The organism is Pseudomonas sp. TNT3 (genome assembly GCF_010095445.2).
Taxonomy (GTDB): domain Bacteria; phylum Pseudomonadota; class Gammaproteobacteria; order Pseudomonadales; family Pseudomonadaceae; genus Aquipseudomonas.
Map to the genome: position 1 here is coordinate 19,018 of NZ_WFGV02000045.1, position 12,826 is coordinate 31,843.

Here is a 12,826-nt window from a genome sequence, read left to right on the forward strand (position 1 = left end):
GGGGCGAATGTGGTTATTTTGGAGATACAACATGAACGATTTTACTCTGAATGCTGAAGTGCGTTCCGACCTGGGGAAAGGTGCGAGCCGCCGCCTGCGTCGTCTCGCAAGCCTGGTACCTGCTGTAGTTTACGGTGGCGAAAAAGCCCCTGAATCCATCAGCATGCTGGCTAAAGAAGTTGCCAAACTGCTCGAAAACGAAGCGGCTTACAGCCACATCATCGAGCTGAACGTTGGCGGCACCAAGCAAAACGTAATCATCAAAGCTCTGCAGCGTCACCCGGCCAAAGGCCACGTGTTGCATGCTGACTTCGTACGCGTTGTAGCTGGCCAGAAACTGACCGCTATCGTGCCTGTACACTTTGTTGGTGAAGAAGCTCCGATCAAGAAAGGCGGCGAAGTTTCGCACGTTGTTTCGGAAATCGAAGTGACCTGCCTGCCAAAAGACCTGCCTGAATTCATCGAAGTCGATCTGGCTGACGCCGAAATCGGTTCGATCATTCACCTGTCTGACCTCAAAGCCCCTAAAGGCGTTGAGTTTGTTGCTCTGGCACACGGTGATGACAAGGCAGTTGCCAACGTTCACGCCCCACGTGTTGCTCCAGAAGCTACTGAAGAAGGCGAAGCAGAGTAATTTCACTCTGTTCGCCGGAGTGACCGGTAACATCGCGGACTAGTACGTAGCGAGAAAGCGGGCGAGAACGCGGAGTTTACATAATGGTAAATGAGCACTTGTCGTCCACTTTCGCCGCACATGCTTGCGGCGATGTTAACCACCACTCCAAGGAAGGGCCCCTATCGTGACTGCCATCAAACTGATCGTTGGCCTGGGAAATCCAGGCGCTGAATACGAACAGACCCGGCATAACGCAGGGGCCCTTTTTGTTGAGCGCATCGCGAACGCACAGGGCGTAAATCTTGTGGCGGATCGCAAATATTTCGGCCTGACCGGACGCTATTCGCATCAGGGTCAGGATGTTCGCCTGCTGATTCCCACCACCTACATGAACCGCAGCGGCCAGGCCGTCGCGGCACTCGCTGGATTCTTCCGCATCAAGCCTGAAGAAATCCTGGTGGCGCATGACGAACTGGATCTGCCACCGGGCGTTGCCAAGCTCAAACAGGGCGGCGGCCACGGCGGTCACAACGGGTTGCGCGACATCATTGCGCAACTGGGCAATCAGAATACCTTTTACCGCTTGCGGCTTGGCATTGGCCACCCGGGCGTTGCCAGTATGGTTTCAAATTTCGTCCTGGGTCGTGCGCCACGCGCCGAACAGGAAAAACTCGATGCCAGCATCGACTTTGCCCTCGGCGTGCTGCCGGATATCCTCGCCGGTGAATGGAACCGCGCGATGAAAAACCTGCACAGCCAAAAGGCCTGACTCTTATCCGAGGGGAAACACCATGGGATTCAATTGCGGCATCGTCGGCCTGCCTAACGTCGGCAAGTCCACCCTGTTCAACGCCCTGACCAAATCCGGGATCGCGGCCGAGAACTTCCCCTTCTGCACCATCGAGCCGAACACCGGCATCGTGCCGATGCCGGATGCACGACTGGAAGCCCTGGCTGCCATCGTCAATCCAAAGCGCATCCTGCCGACTACCATGGAGTTCGTCGACATCGCAGGCCTGGTTGCCGGCGCCTCGAAAGGTGAAGGCCTGGGTAACAAGTTCCTCGCCAACATCCGCGAGACCGATGCCATCGCTCACGTGGTCCGCTGCTTCGAAGACGAGAACGTGATCCACGTCTCCAACAGCGTCGACCCGAAACGCGACATCGAAATCATCGACCTGGAACTGATCTTCGCCGACCTCGACAGCTGCGAGAAGCAACTGCAGAAAGTCGCGCGCAACGCCAAGGGTGGTGACAAGGACGCGGTAGTTCAGAAAGGCCTGTTGGAGCAATTGATCGCTCACTTCACGCTCGGCAAGCCAGCGCGCACGCTGATGAAGAACATGGGTGCCGACGACAAAGCGGTAATTCGTGGTTTCCACCTGCTGACCACCAAGCCGGTCATGTACATCGCCAACGTCGCTGAAGACGGTTTCGAGAACAACCCGCTGCTGGACATCGTCAAGGCCATCGCTGAAGAAGAAGGCGCCATGGTGGTTCCGGTCTGCAACAAGATCGAAGCTGAAATTGCCGAGCTGGAAGACGGCGAAGAGAAAGACATGTTCCTCGAAGCCCTGGGCCTTGAAGAGCCAGGCTTGAATCGCGTCATTCGCGCCGGTTACGAAATGCTGCACCTGCAGACTTATTTCACTGCCGGTGTAGAAGAAGTGCGCGCCTGGACTGTCCGCGTCGGTGCTACTGCGCCACAAGCTGCAGGCGTAATCCACACCGACTTCGAAAAAGGCTTCATCCGCGCCGAAGTCATCGCCTATGACGACTTCATTCAGTACAAGGGCGAAGCCGGCGCCAAAGAAGCGGGCAAATGGCGTCTGGAAGGCAAGGATTACATCGTTAAAGACGGTGACGTGATGCACTTCCGCTTCAACGTCTGAGTTTGTTCGGGATGTAGCACCCGCCCAATAAAAAGCCGCGCTTGATACGCGGCTTTTTTGTGCCCGTGATTCGGGTAGGAGTGTTCAGGCCTTTTTGGTTCTCGGCAGGAAGATTGCCAGCACACCAAACAACGGCAGGAACGAGCACAGGAAGTACACGTACTCGATGCCGTGTATGTCCGCCAAATGCCCCAGCAGCGCCGCACCAATCCCGCCAAAGCCGAACATCAGCCCGAAGAACACACCGGCGATCATTCCGACATTGCCAGGTACCAGCTCCTGCGCATACACGACGATGGCCGAGAATGCCGATGCCAGGATGAAACCGATCACCACACTCAGGATGCTGGTCCAGAACAGATCGACGTGAGGCAGCAGCAAGGTAAACGGCGCGACGCCAAGGATCGAAAACCAGATCACCGCTTTACGCCCGATCTTGTCGCCAATTGGCCCGCCAAAGAACGTCCCCGCCGCCACCGCGCCCAGAAACAGGAACAAATGCAGCTGCGAACTGGCCACCGAGAGATCGAATTTCTCGATCAGGTAAAAGGTGAAGTAACTGGTAAGACTGGACATGTAGAAGTACTTGGAAAACACCAGCAGCCCGAGGACCACCAGCGCGCTGGTGACTCTTCCCTTCGACAAACCATGGGTGGCTGCCTGACCCTGTTTGAGCTTGAACAGGCTCAAGTGGTTCGCGTACCAACGGCTGATCCGATAGAGCACGAACAGCGCAAACACCGCGAACAGTCCGAACCAGGCGACGTAGCCCTGACCGAACGGAATGATGATCGCCGCAGCCAGCAAAGGACCGAAGGCCGAGCCCGCATTACCGCCCACCTGGAAAGTCGATTGTGCCAACCCGAAACGCCCGCCAGAGGCCAGGCGCGCAACGCGAGAAGCTTCCGGGTGAAAGGTCGAAGAACCGATACCAATCAGCCCCGCCGCCAGCAGAATCATCGGAAAGCTGCCGACCACGGACATCATCAGGATGCCAATCAACGTGCACACGGTCCCGGCCGGCAGTAGCCAGGGTTTTGGATGGCGATCAGTGTGATATCCGACCCACGGTTGCAGCAGCGAGGCGGTCAGCTGAAAAGTCAGGGTAATCAGTCCGACTTGCGTAAAGGTCAAACCGTAGTTGGCTTTGAGCATCGGATAGATCGACGGTAGAACCGACTGAATCAGGTCGTTGATCAAGTGCGCCAGCGCCACCGCGCCGATGATACGCATGACCAATGGGCTGCTTTGCGGGGTCGCTGATGCCGGCGAGGTGCCGGTCTGGGCATTGCTGATAGCCATAAGGGTTTCCGTACTACAAATGGGTGCAAACAGGCAGGTGCGCCAATGTGCCATTTTTCAGTGCGTCCGCGCCATCCCCTTAGCCTGCTAACGACCTTAAATAGAAAGTAATAGCGCATCGCCATGGTCTGAATCTTGCGTTAACCAACCCCATCAACGCGGCCTCTTACAAAGGGGACCGAGAATGGGAAGTTTCGCTACAGAGTCGGCCTACAGAGCTGGCGAGGGTGGACTTTCGAGGCCTTTAAAAGGGGCACAAGTCGCGACCCCAGCGGTCTCGACGCACGCCAATAGTGCGTGGTGCCCAGGGGAGTCTTGGGGCATGCAGGCATTTTTATCACCGGGGATCGGTTTGCTGGGGCGGTTTGGCTTCGCACGCAAATTTCAGCTGTTGTTTTTGCTGTTTATTTTGCCCCTGGCGGGCAGCCTATGGATGATCGGGCTGGATTATCGCGACAAGTTGAGCCTGATTTCTGGTGAACGCGCCGGGGTTCGTCAATTGCTCGCGCTGGATACGCTGGACAATCTGCTGGCCGCCCAACGCGATCGCGCAGCCCGTTGGCGCGCCACGGAAACCAATCGCCAGCCGACCCCGGCGACGCTCGCTGCCGTGGCCGGGTTTGACGCGGCTCAACCGGCAGTCAGCCAAGCGGCCTCGGAGTTGGGGAGCGCGCTGAAGGCCGAAGGTGCCAAGGACGAGACCCAAGCCCGGTATCAAGCGCTGCAAGCCGCACTTAACGGCCTGGACTCGAAAAGCCTGAGCAGCGTCGGCTGGTGGCCGGACGGTTATGACCGCTTCACCAACGCCCTGAGCGCCTTGCAGGCTCTGCGCGAACAGATCGCCATGGACACCCGCCTGACGCTCGCTCCCTGGCTGGAAACCTATCTGCTCACGCAGATCTCCACCCAGCATGCACCGGACCTGATCGAACGGATCGGTCGCCTTGCCAGCGTCGGCCAGGCGTCAGTGGTCTCCGGGCAGTTCACCCTGCAAAGCCGTCTGCAACTGCGCGACTTGCGCAGCCGCATCGGCGACGCCCGTGAGCAGTTGGTCAAGACCGCAAGCCTGCTGGAGGCGCGCCTGCCCAATGCCCTGCAGGACTGGGCGGGGCAATACCATGACAGCCTCAAGCATCTGGATACCACGTTGAAGGTGCTCGATGACGGCGTGTTCGGTGGCAGCATCACCCTCAAGCCGGAAGACTTCGAGCGCAACCTGGATGCCTTGCTTGCCGATCTCGCCGCGCTGCGCCAACAGTCACTGGTGTCGCTGGATCAACGGCTGGACGACTACCATGGCTCGGCGATTCGCCAGTTCATCGTGGTGGCTACGATCCTCGGCTGCTTGCTGTTGGCAGCGCTGTATCTGTTCGTCTGCCTGCAGGCCTCGATCAGTCGAAGCACCAGCGGTATCACCCTGTTGGCCGAAGCCCTGCGTGATGGCAACTTGAGCCTGCAGGTGCCGGTGCAAGGTCGCGACGAACTGGCGGCTATCAGTACCGCGCTCAACGTCGCGGTGGTGCAGTTGCGCAACAGCCTGTTGGGGGTCGATCACGAAACCTTGCAACTGGGCAACGCAGTGCGAATGCTTAATCAACACTCCAGGGGAGCCTTGGGCGAAGTCGAGGCGCAACAGCTGCAAATCAGCCAGATCGCTGCCGCCGCTACGCAACTGGCCGCCACCTCGCAAGGCGTCGCCCAGAGTTGCGAGCAGGCGTCCGGCAGCGCCCAGCACACGCAGCGCATTGCCGCCGACAGCAGCCGGGACAGCCAACGCACCACGGCGAGCATCCAGCAACTCAATCAGCGCTTGAGCGACACTGCCGCAGCCCTCGGTCGGGTCAGCGAGCAAGGGCAGCAGATCCAACTGGTGGTGGACACCATTCGCGGCGTCGCCGAACAGACCAATCTGCTGGCACTCAACGCCGCCATCGAAGCAGCGCGTGCCGGTGACCAGGGGCGCGGTTTTGCAGTCGTAGCCGATGAGGTGCGCAGCCTGTCAAAACGCACCCAGTCATCAACCGCGCAGATCGCCAACACGGTCGACAGCCTGCGCAACACGGTGAATGAAGCGGTGAGTCTGATGGAAGCGGCGTGCAGCCAGGCCCAGAGTGATGCGCAATCGGTCACCGGTCTGGGCGAACGTCTTGGAGAAATAGCCCACGCCGTCCAGGGCGTAACCGACACACTGGCGCAAATCGCAACCGCAGTGGAAGAACAGGCCAGCACCGCCGATGAAGTCAGCGGCAACATTCAGCAGGTTGATCAGGCGGCAGTCAGGTTGCTTGAGGGCGCACGAGCCGTGAACCTCGCGGCGGACACCTTGAGTCAAGGCAGCAAGGCATTGAGTGCCAATACGGGGAGATTTCAGCTCGGTTGATGCCCTCCCCCGGTCCGATTTTACGGGCCAGGAGGATAAGCGGTTGAAAGCGTAGAGAAATATTTTGTATTTACGCTTGACGCATCCCCATTACCGGTGAATAATGCGCGCCACTTGGCTACATAGCTCAGTTGGTTAGAGCATAGCATTCATAATGCTGGGGTCCGGGGTTCAAGTCCCTGTGTAGCCACCAAGTACTAAAAACGGCTTACCGAAAGGTAGGCCGTTTTTTTATGCCTCGAGAAAAGTCCCGGTAAAACCTGGAGCGGACGTTGCCCGCTCCGGCTCGAACACCTTCCCTTCAGGTGCGAACCGTCGGCAGTGCTGCCAACGCTTTTTCCCATATCTGCCAGGTCCGCAGCCAGACCATCGCCTGCCAGTCGCTGTCAGCGGGATAGAACTGTTCCAGCAAATTCAGTTTGATCTCGCGCCCTGTCTTGTCGCTCGGGTCGCCATGCAGATGCAGCCAATGATCATCGCGCAAATGACGATGAACCTCAGGCCCCGGATACGTCCCGCACTCGATCACAAAAGGCATCAACTTCACCTTCGGCAAGGTATCGATCAGCGCTTGAGAGGTATAGCCGGTGGCCGTTGCTGCAACGCCGGTTTCGCTCAACGTGTCGGCACCGGTCAGCAGGGTGTAAAGCCAGGGGCCGTAGATCGCCTGGGCATCGGGAAGGGCCGGGTAAGCCGCTTCAGTGATGGTCAGCAACATCGGATGTCCATACTCGCCGGCGCCTGTGTGCAAGTCGAAACACATGGCGACTTCGGCATGACTGATGTGTTTCTGGAGGATCTGGTGCAACGTCCGGTTTGACCAGCTCGGTGCCAGCCCGCCATAAAACAGACCATCGGGATGACGGTGCTGCCCGCCTTCGACAATCGACATCACCGCTGGCCAGCCGTGTTCGCGGATGTTCTTTTCGAGCAGTTCATCGGCGCGATCACGCCCGGGCCCTTCGAGCTCGGTGCAGGCATAGATCTCTTGCAGCGCGGCATAGGCCTGATTGTCTGGCAGCGCTCGCTCGAAGTTCAGGTGATTGCGGTTGAGGTCGATGTTGTCTTCGTTGACCCGACGCAACCATGCGGTGCCCCAGGGATTGATCAAATGAACCATTACCACCGCCACATCAGCAGGCAGTGAGCGTTTGCCCAGTTCCTGCAACCATCGAGTCTGGCAGCCCGAACCGTAGAACCCCTCAACGCCGTGGGTGCCGCTCAGCGCGATCAGCAAGCGCTTGGCGTGCGGATCGCCGAGTATCGCTACATCGGTGCTGAGCGGCTCACCGAACGGCCCCTTGAGAGGATGCGGGTACTCGGTCAGCGTTGCGCCGGCGGAGTTCGCTGCCGCGAGGAATTGTTCACGCAGCGTGCGATAGCCTGGCTGGGAGGGAAATTCGGTGTGCATGCCTGCCTCTTGTTGATCTTCTGGTCAGTCTGATGAACTCGACCCTACAGAAAATAGCTCGGTTCATGAAGGACAAAAGCGTCTTTACTGGAGGCCTTGGTTTGCTTCACCGGATGTCGGTCGATACAGTCCCCGGATCTTTTCCCACGGACGGAGTGCCCCACGTGTCTTCAGTTTTCCACTTGAGCCGCTATCGCCTTTCAGCGTTGTCATTGATTGTCACTGCACTGACGCTGGTCGCCTGCGCCCCACCCTCATCAACACTGCCCCTCGCCCCGGAAGCCGCCTCAGGTTTTCGCACCGACCTGCAGACCCGCCACGCGACAAAACACATGGCCGCTGCGGCGAATCCGCTGGCAGCCGAAGCCGGCCGGGAAATGTTGCGCCAAGGGGGTTCGGCCATTGATGCCGCCATTGCGATGCAGGCCGTGCTGACCCTGGTCGAGCCACAATCCTCGGGGATCGGTGGTGGTGCGTTGATCGTGTTGTGGGACGGCAAGAACGTGCGCACCTATGACGGTCGCGAAACCGCACCCGCCGGCGCGACCGAAAAGCTGTTTCTCCAAGCCGACGGCACACCGATGCCGTTCACCCAGGCTCAGATTGGTGGTCGTTCCGTGGGGACGCCTGGCGTGATGCGCGCGCTTGAACTGGCGCATCAGAAGCACGGTCGTTTGCCTTGGGCGAAGCTGTTCGAGCCCGCCATCACACTTGCAGAGCAAGGCTTTGCCATCTCGCCGCGACTTCACCGTTTGATTGCTGCGGATTCGTCCCTTCGCCGATCACCGGAGATGGTGGCGTATTTCCTGAATGCCGATGGCAGCCCGAAAGCCGTTGGTACGCGACTGCAAAACCCGGCGCTCGCTGGCGTGCTCCGACGCATTGCCCACGAAGGGCCGGACGCACTGTACAAAGGTCCCGTCGCCGAAGAGATCGTCGCCAAGGTTCAGGGGCACGCCAACCCCGGCAGCCTGACGCTGAACGACCTCAAAGGCTATAGCGCCAAGGAACGTACACCGCTGTGCACCGATTACAAACGCTGGCAAGTCTGCGGCATGCCCCCTCCCTCGTCGGGAGGCATTGCCGTCGCGCAAATCCTGGGCACGCTGGAGGCCCTGGAATCTCGTGATAAACGCTTCGCCCTGGCGCCGATGAAACCGCTTAAGACCGGCGCGCCTGCGGGTATCGAACCCACCCCTGACACCGTGCACCTGATCTCCGAAGCCGAGCGACTGGCCTATGCCGACCGCGCGCAATACGTCGCAGACACAGACTTCGTGCCCGTCCCCGTCAAAGGCCTGGTGGACCCGGCTTATCTGACCAGCCGGGCGGCCCTGATCGGTGATCGGAGCATGGGCACGGCCAAACCGGGCACGCCGCCCGGCATACAGGTCGCCTACGCGCCAGACCGTTCGCCACTGCGAATCTCCACTTCGCAAGTCGTGGCCGTCGATGACCAGGGCGGTGCGGTGTCCATGACCACCACCGTGGAGTCCGCCTTCGGTTCACACCTGATGGTGCAAGGCTTTCTGCTGAACAACCAGATGACCGATTTTTCGTTCATCCCCGAAGAGAACGGGCAGAAAGTCGCCAACCGCGTCGAACCCGGCAAACGTCCCCGCTCGTCCATGGCGCCCACGTTGATCTTTGATCGCCAGAGCGGCGAGTTCGTGGCCACCCTCGGCTCCCCCGGGGGCTCGCAAATCATCGAGTACGTCGCCAAGACCACCATCGGCCTGCTCGACTGGAACCTCGACCCGCAAGCCGCCATCAGCCTGCCTAACTTCGGCAGCCGTAACGGCCCAACGGAGCTGGAACAGGGACAATTCAGCGCTGGGCTGATTCAGGCGTTGAAGGCCAAAGGTCACAGCGTCAACGAGATCGACATGACCAGCGGGACCCAGGCGATTGTTCGGGTCAGGGATGCGCAGGGCAACGTATCTTGGGCGGGCGGGGCTGATCCACGGCGCGAGGGGGAAGCGTTGGGGGATTGAGTTGAAGCAGCACGCGGGAAACCCGGAGGACGAAAAACGCCTCCGGGTTTTTTACTATCTGGAAATCTTCAAAGCCCGCCGTGCTTCGTGCTTCTCCAGCGCCAGCTCGATCAATCGGCTGACGAGCTCGCTGTAGGTCATGCCCGTGGCCTGCCACAGCTTGGGGTACATGCTGATGCGGGTGAAACCTGGCAGGGAATTGATCTCGTTGATCAGCACTTCCCCGTTATCGGTCAGGAACACATCGACCCGCGCCAGCCCGGAGCAGCCCAACACGTGGAATGCCTCGACCGCCATCGCGCGAATGCGCTCACTGGCCTCGACACTGATAGTGGCAGGCACCACCACCTCAGCCGCCTGAGCATCGATGTACTTGCTGTCGTAGGAGTAAAAACCGCTGCGCACGACGATCTCGCCGCACCCACTGGCGATCGCGTCCTCGTTGCCGAGCACGGCGCACTCGATCTCGCGGCCGCTGACGGCGGATTCGATCAACACTTTTTCATCAAACCCCAGCGCCAGCTCAACGGCAGCCGTGTATTCGGCTTCATCGCTGACTTTGCTCACGCCCACGGAGGATCCCTGATTCGCCGGTTTGACGAACAGCGGCAGTCCCAGTTTGTCCTGCACTTCGGCGAAACCGGTGCGCGCAGCGGAGGCACGGGTCAAGGTCACGAAGGGTGTTACCACCAACCCGGCATCGCGCAGCAGTCGCTTGCTGATGTCCTTGTCCATGCACACGGCCGAACCGAGTACGTCGGAGCCGACAAAAGGCAGGTCCGCCATGCGCAATAAACCTTGCAGGCAGCCATCCTCACCGAGGGTGCCGTGGACGATCGGGAAGATCACATCCACATGCCCCAGCAGTTCCTGACTGGAGGTTTCGACCAGTTGCTGGCGGGCCTTGCCGGGCACGACGGCCAGTTCACGGTTGGACTGATTGAGCGCAATCAGCGCCGGATTTTCCTGGTTAAGCAAAAAATTCGAAGGGTCATTGAGGTGCCAGTGGCCTTGCTTGTCGATACCGATCAGCACCGGCTCGTAACGCGAACGATCCAGTGCATCGACGATGTTTTTCGCCGACTGCAACGACACTTCGTGCTCAGCCGAACGGCCACCAAAAATAATACCTACCCGCAGTTTGCTCATTCGGAACTCCTCAACGATTCGCCACCAGATGCGCACCGAACAGCAGGTAACAACTGCCGGCAAAGCGATCCAGCCATTTACGTGAACGGTTATAGCCTCGGGCCATCCGGCGGCTGGAAAACAGCAACGCCACGCTGCAATACCATGTGAAAGACAAGGTCGCCATGGTCAGCACAGCCAGCGCCAGCAACGTCGTTGGTACGGACGCGGGCATTGCGGTCGCGAAGATCGTCGCAACAAACAGGGCTGATTTTGGATTGGTCATGTTGCCCAAAAATCCCTGGCCATAGACCGACAGCAACGTGCGCACTGCCTCGCCAGGTGAGCCATTTTCGCCCGTGACCAATGGCGGTTTACGCTTGAACTGCTTCAGGCCCAGATAGATCAGATAACAGCCACCCGCAATCTTGAAACTCAGGTAGAGCGTCGGTGCCATGCTGAACAGCGATTTGATTCCCAGCCCGCCCGCCAGTCCCCACAGCACCGTGCCTGTCGCCACTCCCAGGGCGGCCACAATGCCGTGGCGCTTGGAGTGACTGGCGGCCAATTGCGCGATGTTGAAAAAATTAGGCCCCGGCGTCACCACCGCAACCGTCCACAACAGTGCAAGCGACAACAGCGCAGAGGTGTAGCTCAGGGGGGACAGTTCCATGAGGTGGGTCGCCTTCGTGGCTTCATCGGATGCGCAACACATTGCAACAATTACCTTGGGTTTTCCACTCAATTGGAGCCAGCCATCGGCCAGAAGACAGCTGGCCGGTCACTGGGTTAACGTGTTCTGCATCGAGCTTGAGACAACGTGACCATGGCCAGCCCCCCACCTCACAATGACTGGTTTCACCGGGCCCCCGATGTCGGCGGGCTTCAGCGTTTCGAGGCGTTTTTTGCGGGCCATGGCTACGAGCTGCACCGTCACGATACTTACGCCATCGGCAATACACTGGCCGGTGTGCAGCGCTTTCAATACCGCGGAGGCTGGCGTCATAGCCTGCCCGGCGGGACGATGGTGCTGCACCCGGACGAGATACACGATGGCGAGGCAGGGACCGAGATCGGGTTTCAATACCGAATGATGTACATCGAGCCGGCGATGATCCAGCAGATGCTGGGCGGTCAGCCACTGCCGTTCATCAAGGATGGGCTGTCGACCGACCCGCGCTTGTTCGCGGCTACGCAAGTGCTGCTGCGCAGTCTGGCTTGCCCCCTCGATCCGCTGGAAGAGCTGGACGCGCTGTTCGACCTTGCACAAGCCCTGAATAACGCCGCCGGAGTCTCCACCACCACACGCCCCACCTTCGACTATGTGGCAGCGGAACGCGCGCGGGAATACATGCACAGTGCGTTGGATCGGACGGTGACACTGGACGAACTGGCCCACCACAGCGGTCGGGATCGCTGGAGTCTATCGAGGGATTTTCGCCTGTTGTTCGGCACCAGCCCTTATCGATACCTGACCATGCGGCGCCTGGACCTGGTGCGCTCGCTGTTGATTCAGGGCCAGTCACTGGTGAGTGCATCGTTGATTGCCGGTTTCACCGATCAGAGTCACATGACCCGTCACTTCGCCAAAACCTTCGGATTGTCGCCGGCCCGCTGGATGAAAATGCATCGGCCTTGAGCCACGCACAATCGTACAAGAAGCAGGCTGATACGTTGGTTATCGTGGCTTCACGATCAATCACGAGAGTTGCTTCATGAACGCTTACAAAAGCCTGAACTTCGCCGAAAAAATCTCCCAAATTGGCCCGCACTGGACGCCTCGGGTCATCGCCGAAATGAACGATTACCAGTTCAAGGTAGTGAAGTTGTCAGGGGATTTCATCTGGCATGACCACTTCGATACCGATGAAGCCTTCATTGTTCTTGAAGGCCGGCTGCGCATCGATTTTCGCGATGGCCACGTGCTGGTCAATGCTGGCGAGATGTATGTGGTGCCCAAAGGCGTCGAGCACAAGCCGTTCGCGGAGCAGGAGGTGAAGCTCCTGCTGATCGAACCCAAGGGCGTGCTCAACACGGGTGACAAAGGGGGTGAACGCACGGCTCAGAATGACGTTTGGGTATAAGAGTCCCCGGTAGAAGCAA

General features: G+C 59.2%; 11 protein-coding genes and 1 tRNA gene. 8 read left to right on the plus strand and 4 right to left on the minus strand.

Annotation, left to right across the window (positions count from 1 at the left end):
- The first annotated feature begins 31 nt into the window (after positions 1-31).
- The 3 genes from GBC55_RS22595 to ychF all read left to right on the plus strand — a co-directional run bounded on the left by GBC55_RS22595 (position 32) and on the right by ychF (position 2,508).
- Positions 32-634 (plus strand): 50S ribosomal protein L25/general stress protein Ctc, encoded by a 603-nt coding sequence (locus GBC55_RS22595; protein WP_162439688.1) that lies wholly within the window; start codon positions 32-34, stop codon positions 632-634.
- Positions 635-800: 166 nt separating this feature from the next.
- Positions 801-1,385: an aminoacyl-tRNA hydrolase gene (pth, locus tag GBC55_RS22600; RefSeq protein WP_008037207.1), complete on the plus strand. Its 585-nt coding sequence runs from the start codon at positions 801-803 to the stop codon at positions 1,383-1,385.
- A gap of 22 nt (positions 1,386-1,407) precedes the next feature.
- Positions 1,408-2,508 (plus strand): redox-regulated ATPase YchF, encoded by a 1,101-nt coding sequence (ychF, locus tag GBC55_RS22605; RefSeq protein ID WP_162439689.1) that lies wholly within the window; start codon positions 1,408-1,410, stop codon positions 2,506-2,508.
- A gap of 84 nt (positions 2,509-2,592) precedes the next feature.
- Here ychF and GBC55_RS22610 read toward each other — a convergent pair whose 3' ends face one another.
- On the minus strand, positions 2,593-3,810 hold the full coding sequence (locus GBC55_RS22610; protein ID WP_162439690.1) for an MFS transporter: 1,218 nt from the start codon (positions 3,808-3,810) through the stop codon (positions 2,593-2,595).
- A gap of 322 nt (positions 3,811-4,132) precedes the next feature.
- Between GBC55_RS22610 and GBC55_RS22615 the strand changes: the two genes are divergently transcribed.
- Together GBC55_RS22615 and GBC55_RS22620 are read left to right on the plus strand one after the other, a co-directional pair.
- Positions 4,133-6,190, plus strand: coding sequence for a methyl-accepting chemotaxis protein (locus GBC55_RS22615; RefSeq protein WP_162439691.1), 2,058 nt, complete (start codon positions 4,133-4,135; stop codon positions 6,188-6,190).
- Positions 6,191-6,306: 116 nt separating this feature from the next.
- A tRNA-Met gene (locus GBC55_RS22620) sits at positions 6,307-6,383 on the plus strand.
- A gap of 108 nt (positions 6,384-6,491) precedes the next feature.
- Here the strand turns inward: GBC55_RS22620 and GBC55_RS22625 are convergent.
- Positions 6,492-7,601, minus strand: a complete 1,110-nt coding sequence (locus tag GBC55_RS22625; protein ID WP_162439692.1) for a DUF2817 domain-containing protein — start codon at positions 7,599-7,601, stop codon at positions 6,492-6,494.
- Between the two features lie 164 nt (positions 7,602-7,765).
- Here GBC55_RS22625 and ggt point away from each other — a divergent pair, with 164 nt between their 5' ends.
- Complete coding sequence (ggt, locus tag GBC55_RS22630) at positions 7,766-9,595, plus strand: gamma-glutamyltransferase (protein WP_247266971.1); 1,830 nt, start codon at positions 7,766-7,768, stop codon at positions 9,593-9,595.
- A 54-nt stretch (positions 9,596-9,649) separates the two neighbouring features.
- Here ggt and ddlA read toward each other — a convergent pair whose 3' ends face one another.
- Together ddlA and GBC55_RS22640 are read right to left on the minus strand one after the other, a co-directional pair.
- On the minus strand, positions 9,650-10,744 hold the full coding sequence (gene ddlA / locus GBC55_RS22635) for a D-alanine--D-alanine ligase (RefSeq protein ID WP_162439694.1): 1,095 nt from the start codon (positions 10,742-10,744) through the stop codon (positions 9,650-9,652).
- 10 nt (positions 10,745-10,754) lie between these two features.
- Positions 10,755-11,396 (minus strand): LysE family transporter, encoded by a 642-nt coding sequence (locus GBC55_RS22640; RefSeq protein WP_162439695.1) that lies wholly within the window; start codon positions 11,394-11,396, stop codon positions 10,755-10,757.
- 153 nt (positions 11,397-11,549) lie between these two features.
- On the opposite strand from GBC55_RS22640, the gene GBC55_RS22645 reads away from it, so the two are divergent.
- A complete protein-coding gene (locus GBC55_RS22645; RefSeq protein ID WP_162439696.1) occupies positions 11,550-12,362 on the plus strand; it encodes an AraC family transcriptional regulator in 813 nt (270 codons plus the stop codon).
- Positions 12,363-12,438: 76 nt separating this feature from the next.
- Positions 12,439-12,807: a cupin domain-containing protein gene (locus GBC55_RS22650; protein ID WP_162439697.1), complete on the plus strand. Its 369-nt coding sequence runs from the start codon at positions 12,439-12,441 to the stop codon at positions 12,805-12,807.
- The last annotated feature ends 19 nt before the right edge of the window (positions 12,808-12,826 follow it).